Origin of the sequence: Thermus brockianus, assembly GCF_021462505.1 — a bacterium.
Lineage (GTDB): Bacteria > Deinococcota > Deinococci > Deinococcales > Thermaceae > Thermus > Thermus hydrothermalis.
The window spans coordinates 189,038-205,023 of record NZ_JAKEDV010000002.1; the positions used below are offsets into that span (position 1 = coordinate 189,038).

Annotated in this window: 17 protein-coding genes and 2 tRNA genes; 9 read left to right on the forward strand and 10 right to left on the reverse strand. The window is 68.9% G+C overall.

The features are described from left to right. Positions 1-18: 18 nt before the first annotated feature. Positions 19-714, forward strand: a complete 696-nt coding sequence (locus LXN00_RS03140) for a metallophosphoesterase family protein (protein WP_234504625.1) — start codon at positions 19-21, stop codon at positions 712-714. Here the strand turns inward: LXN00_RS03140 and queG are convergent. Next, positions 631-1,776 carry a tRNA epoxyqueuosine(34) reductase QueG gene (gene queG / locus LXN00_RS03145; RefSeq protein WP_234504629.1) on the reverse strand — a complete coding sequence of 382 codons (1,146 nt, stop codon included), beginning with the start codon at positions 1,774-1,776 and terminating at the stop codon, positions 631-633. The two genes, LXN00_RS03140 and queG, sit on opposite strands and share 84 nt — an antisense overlap. A gap of 23 nt (positions 1,777-1,799) precedes the next feature. Between queG and LXN00_RS03150 the strand changes: the two genes are divergently transcribed. From LXN00_RS03150 to LXN00_RS03165, 4 genes are read left to right on the forward strand one after another with little or no spacing between them, the layout of a single operon-like run. After that, entirely contained in the window at positions 1,800-2,804 is a 1,005-nt protein-coding gene (locus tag LXN00_RS03150; protein ID WP_234504631.1) for a homoserine dehydrogenase, read from the forward strand. 24 nt (positions 2,805-2,828) lie between these two features. Next, positions 2,829-3,884 carry a threonine synthase gene (thrC, locus tag LXN00_RS03155; RefSeq protein WP_234504634.1) on the forward strand — a complete coding sequence of 352 codons (1,056 nt, stop codon included), beginning with the start codon at positions 2,829-2,831 and terminating at the stop codon, positions 3,882-3,884. A 9-nt stretch (positions 3,885-3,893) separates the two neighbouring features. Beyond that, positions 3,894-4,208 (forward strand): hypothetical protein, encoded by a 315-nt coding sequence (locus LXN00_RS03160; protein ID WP_234504636.1) that lies wholly within the window; start codon positions 3,894-3,896, stop codon positions 4,206-4,208. Beyond that, positions 4,205-4,501, forward strand: coding sequence for a hypothetical protein (locus LXN00_RS03165; protein ID WP_234504638.1), 297 nt, complete (start codon positions 4,205-4,207; stop codon positions 4,499-4,501). Before LXN00_RS03160 ends, LXN00_RS03165 begins: the two co-directional genes overlap by 4 nt. On the opposite strand, the gene LXN00_RS03170 is transcribed toward LXN00_RS03165, so the two are convergent. Further along, positions 4,474-4,812, reverse strand: a complete 339-nt coding sequence (locus LXN00_RS03170; RefSeq protein WP_234504640.1) for a hypothetical protein — start codon at positions 4,810-4,812, stop codon at positions 4,474-4,476. The two genes, LXN00_RS03165 and LXN00_RS03170, sit on opposite strands and share 28 nt — an antisense overlap. After that, entirely contained in the window at positions 4,805-6,235 is a 1,431-nt protein-coding gene (locus LXN00_RS03175) for an ATP cone domain-containing protein (RefSeq protein WP_234504642.1), read from the reverse strand. Before LXN00_RS03175 ends, LXN00_RS03170 begins: the two co-directional genes overlap by 8 nt. A gap of 83 nt (positions 6,236-6,318) precedes the next feature. Between LXN00_RS03175 and LXN00_RS03180 the strand changes: the two genes are divergently transcribed. From LXN00_RS03180 to LXN00_RS03190, 3 genes are all read left to right on the forward strand, one after another. Further along, positions 6,319-6,393, forward strand: a tRNA-Cys gene (locus LXN00_RS03180). 7 nt (positions 6,394-6,400) lie between these two features. Then, positions 6,401-6,477: transfer RNA gene (locus LXN00_RS03185), tRNA-Val, on the forward strand. A 71-nt stretch (positions 6,478-6,548) separates the two neighbouring features. Then, positions 6,549-6,938, forward strand: coding sequence for an NADH-quinone oxidoreductase subunit 15 (locus LXN00_RS03190; RefSeq protein WP_234504644.1), 390 nt, complete (start codon positions 6,549-6,551; stop codon positions 6,936-6,938). Here the strand turns inward: LXN00_RS03190 and LXN00_RS03195 are convergent. The 7 genes from LXN00_RS03195 to aceB all read right to left on the reverse strand — a co-directional run bounded on the left by LXN00_RS03195 (position 6,935) and on the right by aceB (position 15,127). After that, positions 6,935-7,333 carry a PaaI family thioesterase gene (locus tag LXN00_RS03195; RefSeq protein ID WP_234504645.1) on the reverse strand — a complete coding sequence of 133 codons (399 nt, stop codon included), beginning with the start codon at positions 7,331-7,333 and terminating at the stop codon, positions 6,935-6,937. The two genes, LXN00_RS03190 and LXN00_RS03195, sit on opposite strands and share 4 nt — an antisense overlap. 28 nt (positions 7,334-7,361) lie before the next feature. Beyond that, positions 7,362-8,480: a radical SAM family heme chaperone HemW gene (gene hemW, locus LXN00_RS03200; RefSeq protein ID WP_234504657.1), complete on the reverse strand. Its 1,119-nt coding sequence runs from the start codon at positions 8,478-8,480 to the stop codon at positions 7,362-7,364. Between the two features lie 5 nt (positions 8,481-8,485). Further along, positions 8,486-9,706, reverse strand: coding sequence for a glycerate kinase type-2 family protein (locus tag LXN00_RS03205; RefSeq protein ID WP_234504659.1), 1,221 nt, complete (start codon positions 9,704-9,706; stop codon positions 8,486-8,488). 98 nt (positions 9,707-9,804) lie between these two features. Then, complete coding sequence (gene glcF, locus LXN00_RS03210) at positions 9,805-11,070, reverse strand: glycolate oxidase subunit GlcF (protein WP_234504661.1); 1,266 nt, start codon at positions 11,068-11,070, stop codon at positions 9,805-9,807. A gap of 4 nt (positions 11,071-11,074) precedes the next feature. Then, positions 11,075-12,124 (reverse strand): FAD-binding protein, encoded by a 1,050-nt coding sequence (locus LXN00_RS03215; protein ID WP_234504665.1) that lies wholly within the window; start codon positions 12,122-12,124, stop codon positions 11,075-11,077. Beyond that, on the reverse strand, positions 12,117-13,493 hold the full coding sequence (locus tag LXN00_RS03220) for an FAD-linked oxidase C-terminal domain-containing protein (protein WP_234504666.1): 1,377 nt from the start codon (positions 13,491-13,493) through the stop codon (positions 12,117-12,119). The genes LXN00_RS03215 and LXN00_RS03220 overlap by 8 nt, the downstream gene beginning before the upstream one ends. Positions 13,494-13,564: 71 nt before the next feature. Beyond that, positions 13,565-15,127, reverse strand: a complete 1,563-nt coding sequence (aceB, locus tag LXN00_RS03225) for a malate synthase A (protein ID WP_234504670.1) — start codon at positions 15,125-15,127, stop codon at positions 13,565-13,567. A gap of 99 nt (positions 15,128-15,226) precedes the next feature. Between aceB and LXN00_RS03230 the strand changes: the two genes are divergently transcribed. Continuing rightward, the gene (locus tag LXN00_RS03230) at positions 15,227-15,985 is read left to right on the forward strand and encodes an IclR family transcriptional regulator (protein WP_234504672.1); all 759 of its coding nucleotides are present in this window, start codon (positions 15,227-15,229) and stop codon (positions 15,983-15,985) included. Position 15,986: the final 1 nt, after the last annotated feature.

Here is a 15,986-nt window from a genome sequence, read left to right on the forward strand (position 1 = left end):
CTATGGCAGAATGGTCCCATGCGCCTCGGGGTCCTTTCCGATATCCACGCTAACCTGCCCGCCCTCGAGGCCGCCCTCGAGGCCCTCCGCACCGAGGGGGTGGACGAGGTCCTGGTCCTGGGGGACATCGTGGGCTATGGCCCCCATCCCCGCCAGGTGGTGCGGCGCCTCATGCAGGAGGGGCTTCCCGCCATCGCCGGGGCCTGGGACCTGCGGGTGGCCTACCCCGTGGACCACGCCCTCCCCGAGGGCCTGGGCAAGGCCACCTTGGACTGGACCCGGAGCCAACTGGGGGAGAAGGAGCTCGCCTACCTCCGGTCCCTCCGGCTTTCCCACCGGCGAAGCTACGGGGATACCCGCCTCGTGGCCTTCCACGGCAGGCCGGGCCGCCCCGAGGAGGGCGTGGACCTCCTGGGCCCGGCCCGGGAGTTCCTGGCCCTCTTGGAGCGCTACGGGGCCAAAGCCCTCCTCCTCGGGGGGCGGCACCTGCCCCTGGCGCGGCGGGTGGGCCAGGGGCTCGTGGCGGACCCGGGGAGCGTGGGCCTAAGCCTCTCCGGGGAGCCGGGGGCCGATGCCCTCGTCCTGGACACGGACACCCTGGAGGCCCGCTTCCTCAAGGTTCCCTACGACCTAGGGCCCCTTCTCTTTGACCTGAGGGCCTGGGGCCTGCCCCAGGCCCTGGAGAAGGTTTACCGCACCGGGCGCTTCCAGTAGGGCTTGGGCGTCCCGGCGTATATCGGGCTCGGGGTCCTTTAGGAAGCCCTCTATGGGCTTTCCCGCAAGGAAGAGGGCGTGGAGGGCGGTGCGGCGCACCAGGGGGCTTGGGTCCTGGGCGGCTTCCCGCATCAGGTCTTCCCCCAGGCCCAGGTTGGCCAGGACGATGAGGGCGTTCCGGGCCATGCGGGCCCGGCCGGGCCTTAGGAAGGCGGTGCCGGCGTACTTTCTCTGGAAGGCGTGCCCCGAGAGGCGGAAGAAGTCCCGAAGGTCCGGGTGGGCCAGCTCGGGCTCGGGGGCAAAGCCCCGCCAGGCCTTGCCGAACCGCTCCCAGGGGCAGGCTTCCCCGCAGAGGTCGCACCCCAAGAGCCATTCCCCTATCCCGGGCCAAAGCCTAGGGGGGATGAAGCCCTTGTGCTCCACGGTGAGGTAGCTCACGCAAAGGCGGGCGTCCAGGGTGCCGTCCCCTAGGAGGGCCCCCGTGGGGCAGGCGGGGAGGCAGCGGGTGCACCGGCCGCAGCGGAAGGGGTGAAGGGGGGAGGGCGCCACCTCCAAGGAGGTGAGGAGCACGGCGAGGAAGGCGTGGACCCCAAAGCCTTGGGAGAGGAAGTAGCCGTTTCGCCCAATCCAGCCCGTTCCCGAGAGGGCGGCCAGGGTGCGCTCGGAAAGGGGCCCGTGGTCCACGTAGCCCTTGGCGAAGACCCCAAGGCTTTCCGCCACCCGCTCAAGCCGCCTAAGCTCCTCCCCCAGGAGGAGGTGGTAGTCCCGCACCCAGGCGTAGCGGGCTACCCGGCCCACCCGGAGGCCCCCAGCGGGCTTCCCGGGGTCGGGGAAGGCGTAGGGGGCGAAGAGGAGGAGGGCGCTTTGGGCCATGGGGAAGCGGCGCCTTGGGTCAAAGCGCTCCTCCACGCGCCTTTCCAGGTAGGCCATGCCCCCGTGCCGCCCCGCCCCAAGCCAGGCCTGGAACCTCGCCTGGGCTTTCTCCTGGGGGGCGAGGGGGGCCCAGGCCACCCCTAGGCCCCGCTCCAAGGCGGCCTCTTCCAGAAGGGCCTTGGCCTCCACCCCCTTAGCCTATAATCCCTTCCATGGAACGGCTAAACCTCGCCCTCCTTGGAGGGGGCACCGTGGGGAGCGCCTTTTACACCCTGGTCCAGGAGCGGCAGGAGGAGCTCGCCGCTTTAGGCTTTGTCCCCCGCTTCCTTGGGGTGTTGGTGCGGGACAAGGCCAAGCCCAGGGCCATTCCCCAAGAGCTCCTCCGGGTGGAGCCCTTTGACCTCCTGGAGGCGGACGTGGTGGTGGAGGCCCTTGGGGGGGTGGAGGCGCCCTTGAAGCTCGTCCTCCCTGCCCTCGAGGCCGGCATCCCCCTCATCACCGCCAACAAGGCCCTCTTGGCCGAGGCCTGGGAGGTCCTTCGCCCCTTCGCCGAGGAGGGCCTCCTCTACCACGAGGCGAGCGTCATGGCGGGCACCCCCGCCCTCTCCTTCCTGGAAACCCTGAGGGGGAGCGAGGTCTTGGAGCTCCACGGCATCCTGAACGGCACCACCCTTTACATCCTCCAGGAAATGGAAAAGGGCAGGACCTACGCCGAGGCCCTGGCCGAGGCCCAGCGCCTGGGCTACGCCGAGGCCGACCCCAGCCTGGACGTGGAGGGAATAGACGCCGCCCACAAGCTCACCCTCCTCGCCCGCCTCCTCCTAGACCCCGGCTTCCCCTTCTCGGAGGTGGCGGCCAAGGGGATTACCCGCCTCACCCCGGAAGCGCTAAAAGAGGCGGAGGCCCAAGGGAAGCGGGTGCGCCTGGTGGCAAGCCTCTACGGGGCAGGGGGCAGGTGGCGGGCGGAGGTGGCCCCCCGGTACCTGCCCCAGGGCCACCCCTTGGCCCAGGCCCAGGGCAACGCCCTTTGGGTGCGCACCCACCCCTTGGGGGAGGTCTTCGTCACGGGGCCCGGGGCGGGGGGTGGGGCCACGGCGAGCGGGCTTTTCGCCGACCTCCTCCGCCTCCTCTCCGGGGCCCCGGGGCACCTGCCCGCCCCCCGGGCCAGGCCGCCCCTGGCCGAGGGAAACCCCTTCCCCGAGGTCTTGACCCGCTAGCCCCTTCCCTGGGAGCATATCCCCATGCGCCTTCCCCTCATAGAGCGCTACCGCCCCCACCTGCCGGTTTCCGAGAGGACGCCGGTGGTGAGCCTCCTGGAGGGCTCCACCCCCTTAATCCCCCTCAAGGGCCCCAAGGAGGCCCGGGAGAGGGGCATCCGGCTTTTCGCCAAGTACGAGGGCCTGAACCCCACGGGGAGCTTCAAGGACCGGGGGATGACCTTGGCGGTTTCCAAGGCGGTGGAGGCGGGGGCGGAGGCCATCGCCTGCGCCAGCACCGGGAACACCGCCGCCTCGGCCGCCGCCTACGCCGCCCGGGCCGGGATTCGGGCCATCGTGGTCCTGCCCGCCGGGTACGTGGCCCTGGGCAAGGTGGCCCAAAGCCTGGTGCACGGGGCCCGCATCGTCCAGGTGGAGGGGAACTTTGACGAGGCCCTAAGGCTCACCCGGGAGCTCACGGAGCGCTACCCCGTGGCCCTGGTGAACTCCGTGAACCCCTTCCGCCTGGAAGGCCAGAAGACCTTGGCCTTTGAGGTGGTGGACGAGCTCGGGGATGCGCCCCACTACCACGCCCTCCCCGTGGGGAACGCCGGGAACATCACCGCCCACTGGCAGGGCTACAAGGAGTACCACGCCTTGGGGAAGGCTAGGCGGCTTCCCCGCATGCTGGGCTTCCAGGCGGCAGGGGCGGCCCCCTTGGTCCTGGGGCACCCGGTGGAGAAGCCGGAAACCCTGGCCACCGCCATCCGCATCGGCAACCCGGCGAGCTGGGAGGGGGCGGTGCGGGCCAAGGAGGAGTCCGGCGGGAGGATAGAGGCGGTCACGGACGAGGAGATCCTGGCCGCCTACCGCTACTTGGCGGAGGAGGAGGGCATCTTCTGCGAACCGGCCAGCGCCGCCGCCATGGCCGGGGTGTGGAAGCTCCTTAAGGAAGGCCGCCTGGAGCCGGAAAGTACCGTGGTCCTCACCCTCACGGGCCACGGCCTCAAGGACCCCGCCACGGCGGAACGGGTGGCGCGGCTTGACTCCCCGGTGCCGGCCACCCTCGAGAGGGTGGCGAAGGCCGCAGGCCTCTGGTAGGCTTCGGGTATGCCGGAGGCCAAGCGCGTCCGAAAGAAGGTGCCCGAGCCCTTCCCCGGGGCCTACTACCTGGCGGGGGCCATCACCATCCTTCTCATGCTCCTTTTCCTCTACCTGGGGGCGAGCCTTCCCCCGGGGGTAGCGGGGTTTTTGGTGGCCTTCGTCCTGGGGCTCACCGTGAACCCCAAGTACGTCCCCTTTTTCCTCCTGGCCGGGGTCTTCTCGGCGGTCATGGGGTTTTTAGGGCGGGAGCCCCAGGTGGCCTGGGGCGGGGTGGCCCTGGTCCTTTCCCAGGTTTTGGTCCGCCGCTTCGTCCAGGAATGAGCCCGAACCGCCTTTCCCAAGCCCTTGCCCTCTTTGGGGTGGCCCTTTACGCCTACTTCCTCTTCCTGCGCCCAAACCAAGAGGGGATGGCCCTGGCCGTGGGCCTCTTCGTGGCCACCATGGGGGTGGCCTATGGGGAGAAGCCTTTCCCCGTGCCCTTTTTCCTGGGGCTCTACGGGGTGCTTTTCCTCCTCCAGCTCCTCTTCGGCCACCCTTGGCCCTTCCTCCTCGGGGGGGCCTTGGGGCTTGGGCTTCCCTACCTCCTCTACCGCTTGCGGAAACCCGCCAAGTAGAGGAGGCTTCCCAGGAGCATCCCTTCCCCCAGGGTGGGGAGGTAGAGGAGGAACTCCCTTACGTCCAGCCTTAGGTAGAGGAGGAGGGGCCAGGGGGTGAGGGCCCAGGCCAGGTCCGGCCGCCCGTAGCCCGCCGCCAGGAATAGCCCCGCCCCAAGCCCCCTGAGGTAGGCGAGCCAGCCCGAGCCCAGCTCGTTTTGGTAGACGAAGTAGAGGAGGTTTAGCCAGACCCCCACCGCCCAAAGGGGCAGGCGCCTTTCCAAACGGAAGGCCAGGGCGAGGAGGAGGGAAAAGGCTAAGGCTTCAAGCACGGGCCACCTCCGCCTGGCCCCGGGCCTCGAGGTAGGCCACCAGCACCTCCAGGGCCTTCTCCACCGCCTCGTCCAGGTCCTCCCCGGGGATGAGGGGGATGCCCTCCTCCTGGGCCCAGAGGAGGAGGCGCTCTTGGATCAGGCGGATCTCGGCGAAGTGGGCCAGGTACTTTTCCTTGGGCCGGGCGTGGCCCGTTTCCCGGTCCCGGAGGCGGAAGCGGTCCTGGTGAAGCCTTTCGTCCTGCAGGTAGACCAGCATGGGCACGGTGAGGACCCGGTCCTGGTAGGGGTGTTCCAGGTAGCGGGGCACCACGTGCACCCCCTCGAGGACGATGGAGGTCCCCTCCAGGGCGCTCCGTTCCTGGATGGCCCTGAGCCCCACCGCTACCCGGGCCACCTGGTCCAGAAAGCCCCTCAGCACCCGCGCTTCGTGGCTCTCTTGGGAAAGTTCGGGCAGGAGGGCCTTCCAGGCCTCAAAGGTGGAGAGGTGCAGGGTGGGGAGGAGGTCCTTGGACAAGGAGGCGCGGAAGACCTCCCGCACGGCGTCCGAGGGGACGATGTGGGTGATGCCCAGGCGGTAGGCCAAGGCCGAGGCCAGGACGCTCTTGCCCACCCCCGTGACCCCGCCGATGAGGATGTGCACGGGCCGGGCGCTCCGGCGGAGGTGCCTTAGGAGGAGGTAGCGCCGGGCCACCTCCTCCCCCGCCTCCTTGAGAAGGGCCTGGTAGACCCTTTCCCGAAGCTCCGGGCGGCGGATCACCTTAAGGCCTTCCCGCCGCAAGGCCCCCTCAATCTCCCGGGCCAGGCGGTAGGCCCCCTCCGGGGAGAGGCCGATGCCCATGAGGGACTGGGCCAGGATGCCCTTGGAGAAGGGCATGCGGGGCTCGCCGCCCTCCTCTTCCACAAAGAGCTCCCCGGCGAAGGCCCGGCGTTCCAGGTAGCGCCGCCTCGCCGCCTGGCCCTTGGCCTTGGCCACCTCCTGGGCCACCACCTCCTCTAGCCTGCGGGCGGCGATCTGCCGCACGCCCTCCTGGCGTAGCCTTTCCTCCACCCGTTTGGCGAGCTCGTGGGCTTCCTTTAAGGAAAGCCCCGCCTCCTCCAGGCTCCGCACCAAAAGCCCCTTGGAGAAGGGGCGGCGCCTTTTGCCCTCCAGGACCAGGATTTCCTCAAAAGGCAAGGTCCTTTGGGCCAGGGCCTCCGCCGCCTCCTTCCCTAGGGCCTTGGCGGCTTCCGCCAAGAGGACCTGGCGGAGGTACCTCGGGGTTACCTCCTTGCGCCCCTCCTCCTTAAGCCTTTCCTCCACGGTGTGGGCCAGGGCCTGGGCGGCCTCGAGGGGGACCCCTAAGGGCAGGAGGGCTTCCAACAAAAGCCCCTTGGAGAAGGGCCACCGCCCCCGCCTGAGGCGCACGAAAACGTCGCTCATTGCCTGGCATCATAGCACCTTTCCCTTGGTTATGGGCTTTCTTGACACTCCTCGTGGCCCCGTGCTAAGCTACCTTACGGCTTGGCGCCGTAGCCAAGTGGTAAGGCAGAGGTCTGCAAAACCTCCATTCGCCGGTTCGAATCCGGCCGGCGCCTCCAAAAGCGCGGGCGCGTAGCTCAGGTGGCCAGAGCACTACCTTGACACGGTAGGGGTCGGTGGTTCAAGTCCACTCGCGCCCACCAGGCTGGACCCCCAGGGATCCCCCTGGGGGTTTTCGGTTTGCGGCGAGGCTTCCTCGGGGTATACTCGGGCCATGAGCGCGGCCCACGAACGCGAGCTGTACCAGGCCTGGGTGGAGCTCCTTTCCTGGATGCGGGAGTACGCCAAGGAAAGGGGCGTCCGCTTTGAAAAGGAGGCGGACTTCCCCGACTTCATCTACCGCATGGAAAGGCCCTACGACCTCCCCACCACCATCATGACCGCCTCCCTTTCCGACGCCCTGGGTGAGCCTTTCCTCCTCGCGGACGTTTCCCCCCGCCACGCCAAGCTGAAGCGCATCGGCCTCCGCCTGCCCCGGGCCCACATCCACCTCCACGCCCACTACGAGCCCGGCAAGGGCCTGGTCACGGGGAAGGTCCCCCTCACCAAGGAGCGCTTCTTCGCCCTGGCGGACCGGGCCCGGGAGGCGCTGGCCCTGGCCTAGACTTGGCTGATGGTCCCTTGGGCCAAGGCGATGAGCCGGGGTTCGGGCTCCTCGCTGTAGGCCTCCCCTTGCACCACGGCGAGGCGCTTCCCGGCGTGGACCACCCGGCCTAGGGCGCGAAGCCTTTTCCCCTTGGCCGGGCGGAGGAAGTTCACCTTGAACTCCACGGTGAGGACGTTGGGGCCCAGGGCGAGCCCCCCGGCGAAGGTGAGGGCGTTGTCCAAGAGGGCGCTAATGACCCCCCCGTGGACCACCCCCAGGTGCTGGTAAAACTCGGGCCGCACCTCTAGGGCGAACTCCACTACCTCTCCCTCCACCCGCACCACCTCCGCCCCCAGGTGCTGGGTGAAGGGTTGGGCCTGGGCCACCTGTTCTGCCAAGGCTTTCAGGTCCATGGGCCACCTCCTTAGACTTGGTCAAAGTTTAGCCCGCCCCTTCCGGGCCTTCAAGGGCTTCCCAAAGGGCCAGGACCACCCGGTGGAGGAGGGGAAAGGCCTTGGGGGTGGGGCGTAGCCGCTTTCCCTCCACCCGAAGGAGGCCGGCTTCCGCCAACTCCCGGGCCCGCCCTGCCAGGCGGGGGAAGAGGGTGAGGCCTACCCTTGCCTCCACCTGGGCCACGTCCACCCCCTCCCGAAGCCTTAGACCCAGCATGAGGCTTTCCTTGGCGTGCTCCAGGGGGCTTATAGGCTCTTCCCTTGGGGCTTCTTTGGCGAGCCAGCGGGGGAGGGGAGGGTGGGTGCGCCTCAGGGCGTAGGCTGGGCCTTCCCCGGGGTACTGCCCGGTGGCGGAAGGCCCCAGGGCGAGCCAGAAGCCGTTGCGCCAGTAGACCAGGTTGTGCTGGGCCTCCTCCCCAGGGCGGGCGAAGTTGGAAACCTCGTAGCGTTCTAGCCCTGCTTCCCCCAGGATCTCCTCCGCCCGCTCCATGGCCCAGGCCTCCCGTTCCGGATCCTCCCTTAGCCCCAGGAGGGCGAAGGGGGTTCCCTTCTCCACCTGCAGGGTGTAGGCGGAGACGTGGCCTAGGCCAAGGCTTGCCGCCTCCTTTAGGTCCTTCTCCACGTCCTGCATGGGGAGGCCCAGGATGAGGTCAAGGGAAAGGCGGAAGCCCGCTTCCAGGGCGAGCTCCACCGCCCTCAGGGCCCCCTTGCGCCCGTGGGCCCGGCCGAGGAACCGGAGCACCGGGTCCTGGAAGCTCTGCACCCCCAAGGAGAGCCGGTTGACGCCCAGGTCCTTGAGGAGCCGGAGCCGGGCGGGGCTCAGGGTGCCGGGGTTGGCCTCGAGGGTCACCTCTGCCCCTTCGGCCAAGGGCCAGGGGAGGGCCTGGAAGAGGGCCAAAAGCTCCTGGTCCCGCAGGTAGCTGGGCGTGCCCCCGCCCAGGTAGAGGGTCTTTAGAGGATGGGGGTAGCGGGCGTGGAGGGCTTCCGCCTCCTCCCTAAGGCGCCTCAGGTAGGCTTCCACCCACCCAGGCCCCCGGCGCACCACGTGGAAGTCGCAGTAGGGGCAAAGGGTGGGGCAGAAGGGGACGTGGACGTAGAGGCTCGTCAACCCCTTCAGTCTACCAGGAGGAGGCGAAAATCGTTCAGGTTCGTGCCCGTGGGGCCCGTGTGGAGGAGGGTGCCTATTTCTTGGAAAAAGCCCAGGCTATTGTTCTCCTCCAGGAAGGGCCTGGGGTCTAGGCCCCGCGCCCAGACCTCGGGCGTGAGGAGGGCGCCCGCCGCCCCGCTATTCCCGTCCAGGCCGTCGGAGTCCGCCGCCAGGGCGTAGAGGGGCCTTGGGAGATGGGCGTAGAGGGCGAGGAGGAACTCCAGGTTCCGCCCCCCCTTGCCCCGGCCCGTCACCCTCACCTGAGCCTCTCCCCCCGAGAGGAGGAAAAGGGGCTTGCGAAAGGGCACCCCGTGGGCGCGGATGGTCTCCGCCAGCTCGGCGTGGAAGCGGGCGAGGGCCCTGGCCTCCCCCCCGAAGCGGTCGGAGAGGACCACGGCCCGGTGGCCTTGGCCCTTCAGGAAGGCCTGGGCCGCCCTTAGAAGGTGGAGGTTCGTGCCCACCAGGCGCCAGGTGAGGCGCCTAAGGGCGGGGTCTTGCGGCTTGAGGGTTTCGGGAAGCCGCCCCTCGGCCCCCGCTTCCAGCACCGCCCGGGCCTCGGGAAAGGCCAGGCCGTACCGCTCCAAGACCGCCAGGGCCTCCAGGTAGGTGGCGGGGTCGGGGTGGAAGGGGCCGGAGGCGATGACGCTGGGGTCGTCCCCGGGGACGTCGGAGAGGAGGAGGGCGTGGACCCTGGCCCGGGTGGCGAGGAGGGCTCTTCCCCCCTTGATGCGGGAGAGGTGCTTGCGCACGGCGTTGATCTCCCGGATGCTCGCCCCGCTTTGGAGGAGGGCCTGGGTGAGGGCCTGCTTTTCCTCCAGGCTTATCCCCAAAGGGGCGCACCAGAGGGCGCTCCCGCCCCCGGAGAGGAGGGCGAGGACCCGGGCCTTGGGGGAAAGGGCGGCGAGGAGGCTTAGGACCTCCTCCGCCGCCCGCACGCTTTCCCCATCGGGCACCGGGTGGCGGGCGAAGACCGCCTTCAGGCCCAAGGGGTCTTGGCCTTGGGGCAGGGTGAGGTGGTAGGGGACCTCCCCGTACCGGTCCAGGGCCGCCCGAAGCATGGGGGCCGCCGCCTTGCCCACGGCGAGGACCAGGTCGGGCCGGGAAGGGGGAAGGGCCTTTAGGGTGAGGCGGTAGGGGTCCGTGGCCTGCAGGGCGTGGAAGAAGGCATCTTTCAGGAGAGTTTCCATGCCAGGTCGGTTGGGTCAAAGCCCTGGTCCTTATAGAGGAGAGGGGCTTCCTCCACCTGGGCCATGGCGGAGCTCAGGCAGTCCCCTAGGCTCGCTTTCTACCTGCCCTCGAGGGGACTCTTCCCCTCGTAGAGGAGGGCCAGGAGTTCTGCCGTGTGGAGGACGGGGATGCCCTGGAGGTAGGCGCTAATCTGCGTGAGGCAGCCGATGTTGCCCGTAACCACCAGGTGGGGTTCGGTGGCCTTAAGGTTTTCCGCCTTGCGCTTCCCTAAGGCCTCGGCGATCTCCGGCTGGAAGAGGTTGTAGGTGCCGGCGGACCCGCAGCAGAGCTCCCACTCCTTGGGTTCCAGGATCTCTACCCCCGCCGCCTTCAGGACCCTCCGGGGGGCCTCCCGCACCCCTTGGGCGTGGGCCAGGTGGCAGGCGTCGTGGTAGGCCACCCTTAAGGGGGTCTTGGGGGGTGGGGGCGGGGTGAAGCCGAGCTCGTCCAGGATGACGGTGAGGTCCTTGACCTTGGCGGCCAGGGCCTTGGCCTCTTCCTCCTCGGGCTCCCCCAGGAAGAGGAGGGGGTATTCCTTCATCCCCGAGCCGCAACCGGCGGCGTTGGTGACCACGTAGTCCACGTCCTGGAAGGCCTTTAGGTTCTTGCGGGCGAGGGCCCTTGCCCCCTCCTTGTCCCCGGCGTGGAGGTTTAGGGCTCCGCAGCAGACCTGTTCCCGGGCCACCACCACCTCCACCCCGTTTTCCTGGAGGACCCGGAGGGTGGCCTCGTTGATGGAGGGGCGGAGGACCCTCTGGGCGCACCCCAGGAGGAGCCCCACCCGGGCCTTCCTCTCCCCCTTGGCGGGGTAGACCTCTAGGTAGGGGGCTTCCTCCGGCAGGCGCTCGGGGAGGAGGGCTAAGGGCGCCTTAAGGGGCTTGGGCAGGGGCAGGGGCTTAAGGAGGGGCTTAAGCCGGGTGGCCAGCGCCGCCAGGGGGCGGAAGCGCTCGGGGTAGGGGAGGGTGCGGAGGAGGGCTAGGCGGTAGGCCCTTTCCAGGGGGTAGCGGTGGCGCTTCTCCTCCGTGTGGAGGCGGAAGGTGGCGATGAGTTCGCCGTAGGGCACCCCGCTCGGGCAAGCGGTGACGCAGGCCTGGCAGGCCAGGCACCGGTCCAGGTAGGGGAGGGCCTCCTCCAGGGGCAGGGCCCCTTCCAAGACCTCCTTCATGAGGAAGATGCGCCCCCTGGGGGAGTCCATCTCCTCCTGCAGGACCACGTAGGTGGGGCAGGTGGGGAGGCAGAAGCCGCAGTGGACGCAGGCCTCTATGGCGTGGGCCATTACCTCCCCTTCCTTGCCCAAGGCTTCCACGGGAATGCGGTGTTGCATGCTCTCACCCTAAGGGAAACCGGCCCGTGGGGTCTAGGGCCCGCTTCAGCTTGGCGAAAAAGGCCTCGGGGGGCGGGGGGTAGAGGGGGTCTTCCGCCCCGCGGAGGACCAGGTGGGGAAAGCCCGCCCGCCTTAGGGCCTCTAGCCCCTCGGGTCCCGTGCCGGCGTAGAGGACCTCCCCCCCGTCCAGGTAACGCCTAGGCCCCAAGGGGAGGGCCTCGAGGCGGGGGATGGATAGAGGCCCCGCCGGCACCTTCACCCAGATGGGGCTTTCCTCCAGGAAGCGGAGGTCCCGCACCCCCTCCCAGTGGGCCTCGTCCTCCTTCAGGACCTCGGTCCTTTGGGCCCCCTCCTGGGCCAGGAGGCGCTTTAGGCCCTCCAGGCGGGCCGCCACGCTCCCGGGAAAGCCCCCCAGGCGGGCCTCGAGGGTGGCGGGGGGGATGAGGTCCAGGGCCAGGAGGTCCAGGGGGAGGAGGCGTAGCCTTTCCAGGGCGGAAAGGGCCTCGTGTAGGCCTGGCATCTCCGCCCGGAGGGTCCTCGTGGCCCTAGGGTAGGGGAAGACCTTGAAGGAGAGCTCCACCATGACGCCAAAGGCCCCCAAGGAGCCCACCATGAGCCGGTGGAAGGGGAAGCCGGCGGCGTTTTTCACCACCTTGCCCCCGCCCCGCACCACCCTCCCTTCCCCGTCCACGAAGCGCACCCCCAGGAGGAAGTCCCGCACCCCCCCAAACCGGTGGCGCAAGGGCCCGGAAAGCCCCGCCGCCACCGTGCCCCCCAGGGTGGCCCCCTGGGCCTTTAGGGGCGGGTGGAAGGGGAGGTACTGCCCGTGGGCCCTTAGGGCCTCCTCCACCTCGGCGACGGGGGTGCCGGCCCAGGCGGTGAAGACGAACTCCTCGGGCTCGTACTCCAGGATGCCGGAAAGGCCGAGGGCTAGCTCCACCTCCCCCTCCCGGGGGGCGGAGAGGGCGGGCTTCGTTCCCCCGCCCCTGGGCCTCAGGCGGGGGTAGGCCCGCACCGCCTCCACCACCTCGGCCAGGGTGGAGGCCCTAACCATGGACCACCTCCGGGAGGACCTTGCCCCGGTTGGCGAGGCCCTTGGGGTCCAGGGCGGCCTTCACCCTCTCCATGGCGAAAAGGTCCTCCTGGGCGAACATCTCCGGCATGTAGGCCTTCTTCTCCACCCCGATCCCGTGCTCGCCCGTAAGGGACCCCCCAAGGCGCACGCATAGCCTCAGGATCTCTCCGGCCAGGGCCTCGGCCCGCTCCAGCTCTCCCGGCTTTTTGCCGTCGTAGAGGACCAGGGGGTGGAGGTTCCCGTCCCCGGCGTGGAAGACGTTGGCCACCCTAAGCCCGAAGGCCTGGGAAAGCCTTTGGATTTCCCGCAAGGCCTCCCCCAGGCGGCTTCGCGGCACCACCCCGTCCTGGACCAGGTAGTCCGGGGAAAGCCGGCCCACGGCGCTGAAGGCCGCCTTGCGCCCCTTCCAGATGGCCTGCCGCTCCGCCTCGCTTTGCGCCACCCGCACGGCGTAGGCTCCGCTTTCCCGGATCACCTCCTCCAGGACCCGGGCCTCCTCCGCCACCTCCTCCTTGGGGCCTTCAAGCTCCACGATGAGGAGGGCTTCCGCCTGCGGGTAGCCCGCCCGCACCGCCTTCTCCGCCGCCTCAATGGCCAGGCGGTCCATGATCTCTAGGGCCCCGGGGAGGAGGCCCCTTCGGATCACGAGGCTCACGGCGTCGCCCGCCTTTTCCAGGCTGTCGTAGGCGGCGAGGAGGGTGTGGTAGGCCTCGGGCTTGGGGAGGAGCCTTAGGGTGATCTCCACCGCCACCCCCAAAAGCCCCTCCGTGCCCACGAAGAAGCCGTGGAAGTCAGGGCCCACCCCCTCCAGGCTTTCCCCCCCGAGGCGCACCACCTCCCCTTCCGGGGTCACCACCTCGAGGCCCAGCACGTGGTTCGCCGTCATCCCGTACTTCAGGCAGTGGGCCCCCCCCGAGTTGAAGGCCACGTTGCCCCCGATGGTGGACACGGGCTGGCTGGAGGGGTCCGGGGCGTAGTAGAGGCCGAAGGGGGCCGCCTGGCGGGAAACCTCCAGGTTCACCACCCCAGGCTCCACCACGGCGATGCGGGCGGTGGGGTCCAGCCTGAGGATGCGGTTCATACGGTTTAAGGCAAGGACGATCCCCCCCTCCACGGGCAAGGAGCCGCCGCTTAGGCTGGTGCCGCTCCCCCGGGCCACGAAGGGGACGCCGTGGCGGTGGCAAAGCCGCACCACCTGGACCACCTCCTCCTTCCTCTCCGGCAAGACCACCGCCAGGGGGCGCCTGCGGTAGGCGGTGAGGGCGTCGGACTCGTAGGGGGCGAGGGCCGCCTCCTGGGTGAGGACCCTGCCCGGCAAAAGGGCCTTGAGTTCTTCCAAAAAGCCCACGGCTTCCCTCCTTTCCTCCCACTTTAGGGCAAAAGGCGGGGAAGCTCCCCGCCCCTTCCCCGCCCTTGGCCTTAGTCCAGGTACTCGTAGGCCACCAGGGTGAGGAACTCTATGAACTCCTCCGAGAGGACGAGCTTGTCCAGGATCTCCTCCGCCTCCTTGTACCGCTCCTTCTCCCGGCCCCCCAGCTTGGCGAGCTCCTCCTCCTTGATCCTTTGGTAAAGCTCCGGGGTCACGGTGCGCCCGTCCTCCAACTTGGCTTCCCGGTGGACCCACTGCCAAAGCTGCGCCCGGCTGATCTCGGCGGTGGCGGCGTCCTCCATGAGGTTGAAGATGGCGGCGGCCCCGTTCCCCAAAAGCCACTGGTTCAGGTACTGCAGGGCCACGGAGACGTTGTTCCTCAAGCCTCCCTCCGTCACCTTCCCCCCGGGGACCTCAAAGTGGAGGAGGTCTTCCGCCTTCACTTCTACATCCAGGCGCTTCACGTGCTTCTGGTGGGGTTTATCCCCCAGGTAGCGGTCAAAGACCTCTTGGGCCACGGGCACCAGGTCGGGGTGGGCCACCCAGGTGCCGTCAAAGCCTTGGGAGGCTTCCCGCTCCTTGTCCGCCCGCACCTGCTGGAAGGCCCGCTCGTTCACCTCGGGGTCCTTGCGGCTTGGGATGAAGGCGGCCATGCCCCCGATGGCGTGGGCCTCGTGGATGTGGCAGGACTTCACCAGGAGCTCGGTGTAGGCCTTCATGAAGGGCACGGTCATGGTGACCTGGGCCCGGTCGGGGAAGATGGGGGCGGTGGTGGCGAACTTCTTGATGCAGCTGAAGATGTAGTCCCAGCGGCCGGCGTTGAGCCCGGCGGCGTGCTCTTTGAGCTCGTAGAGGATCTCCTCCATCTCAAAGGCCGCCAGGATGGTCTCTATGAGCACCGTGGCCCGGATGGTGCCCCGGGGGATTTGGAGGTAATCTTGGGCGAAGTTGAAGACCTCGTTCCAGAGGCGGGCCTCGAGGTGGCTTTCCATCTTGGGCAGGTAGAAGTAGGGCCCGCTTCCCCGCTTTAGGAGCTCGTGGGCGTTGTGGAAGAAGTAGAGCCCAAAGTCAAAGAGGCTAGCGGAGATGGGCTCCCCGTCCACCCGCACGTGCTTTTCCACCAGGTGCCAACCCCGGGGGCGCACCACCAGGGTGGCGGTCTTCTCCTTTAGGCGGTACTCCTTGCCCTCGGGGGAAACGAAGTCAATCTGGCGGCGCACGGCGTCGTAGAGGTTCTTCTGCCCCTGGATGACGTTGTCCCAGGTGGGGGAGAGGGCGTCCTCAAAGTCCGCCATGAAGACCTTGGCCCCGGAGTTCAGGGCGTTGATGATCATCTTGCGGTCCACGGGGCCGGTGATCTCCACCCGGCGGTCCAGGAGGTCCTGGGGGGCCTCGGCCACCCGCCAGTCCCCGCCCCGGACGAAGGCGGTTTCCTGGAGGAAGTCGGGCTTTTCCCCGGCCTTGTACCGCTCCCAAAGCTCGTGCCGGCGGGCAAGAAGGGCTTTCCGCACTGGGTTGAACTCCCGGTGCAGGGCCACCACGAACTTCAGGGCCTCCTCCGTCAGCACCTCCCTAAGGAGGGGGTGGTCTTTGGTGATCTCCACGCCCTTCATGGTGCCCCGAGCTTACGGGGGCGGGGCCGGGTTTGTCAATAGACGGAATGCTTTTTCACATCTTGAAAAACTGCCCGGGCCATGCTAACCTAAGCCCCCGTGCCGAGGCCGAGGGAAAAGGGGGCAAGCGAGGTCAAGACCCTGGAAAAGGGGCTACGGGTGCTGGAGGCCTTGGCGGAGGCCAGGGAAGCGGGGCTTGCCGCCTTGGCCGAGGCCACGGGGCTATCCAAGAGCACCCTTTACCGCCTCCTCCAGTCCTTGGCCCGGCGGGGCTTCGTGACGGAGGAAGGGGGCGTGTACCGGGTGGGGCCCAGGGCCTTCGCCGTGGGCCAGGCGTACCTGCGGCCGGACCTCCTCTCGGCGGCGCGCCCCGAGATGGAGGCTTTGTCGGCGGAAACGGGGGAGAGCGTGAACCTGGCGGTGCCCTGGGAGCAGGAGGCCCTGTACCTGGACCAGGTGGAGGGGAGGCAACTGGTGCGCCTCTTCACCGCTCCCGGTAGCCGGGCCCCCCTCCATGCCACCGGGGTGGGGAAGGTCTTCTTGGCCTATAGGGGGGTGCCGGAGGGCCTGCGCCTTACCCCCTTCACCCCCCACACCAAGACCCGCCTGGAAGAGCTCTTGGAGGAGCTAGGGGAGGTGCGGGCCCAAGGGTACGCCCTGGACAACGAGGAGAAGGAGCTGGGGGTGCGGTGCGTGGCCGCCCCTGTCTTCGGCCCTTCAGGGCAGGTGGTGGCGGCCATCTCCCTCTCCGCCCCGGCGAGCCGGCTTTCCCTGGAGGCGGCCAGGCTCCTCGCCCCCCGGGTGATGGCGGCGGCCAAGCGCGCTTCGTTGCGCCTAGGGTTTTCAGGGGGCGTATAAT

Bases quoted from the DNA above. Each gene is read 5' to 3' on its own strand.
- LXN00_RS03140 (WP_234504625.1), top strand. From the start codon at position 19: ATGCGCCTCGGGGTCCTTTCCGATATCCACGCTAACCTGCCCGCCCTC.
- LXN00_RS03150 (WP_234504631.1), top strand. From the start codon at position 1,800: ATGGAACGGCTAAACCTCGCCCTCCTTGGAGGGGGCACCGTGGGGAGC.
- thrC (WP_234504634.1), top strand. From the start codon at position 2,829: ATGCGCCTTCCCCTCATAGAGCGCTACCGCCCCCACCTGCCGGTTTCC.
- LXN00_RS03160 (WP_234504636.1), top strand. From the start codon at position 3,894: ATGCCGGAGGCCAAGCGCGTCCGAAAGAAGGTGCCCGAGCCCTTCCCC.
- LXN00_RS03165 (WP_234504638.1), top strand. From the start codon at position 4,205: ATGAGCCCGAACCGCCTTTCCCAAGCCCTTGCCCTCTTTGGGGTGGCC.
- LXN00_RS03175 (WP_234504642.1), bottom strand. From the start codon at position 6,235: ATGAGCGACGTTTTCGTGCGCCTCAGGCGGGGGCGGTGGCCCTTCTCC.
- LXN00_RS03190 (WP_234504644.1), top strand. From the start codon at position 6,549: ATGAGCGCGGCCCACGAACGCGAGCTGTACCAGGCCTGGGTGGAGCTC.
- LXN00_RS03195 (WP_234504645.1), bottom strand. From the start codon at position 7,333: ATGGACCTGAAAGCCTTGGCAGAACAGGTGGCCCAGGCCCAACCCTTC.
- LXN00_RS03205 (WP_234504659.1), bottom strand. From the start codon at position 9,706: ATGGAAACTCTCCTGAAAGATGCCTTCTTCCACGCCCTGCAGGCCACG.
- glcF (WP_234504661.1), bottom strand. From the start codon at position 11,070: ATGCAACACCGCATTCCCGTGGAAGCCTTGGGCAAGGAAGGGGAGGTA.
- LXN00_RS03215 (WP_234504665.1), bottom strand. From the start codon at position 12,124: ATGGTTAGGGCCTCCACCCTGGCCGAGGTGGTGGAGGCGGTGCGGGCC.
- aceB (WP_234504670.1), bottom strand. From the start codon at position 15,127: ATGAAGGGCGTGGAGATCACCAAAGACCACCCCCTCCTTAGGGAGGTG.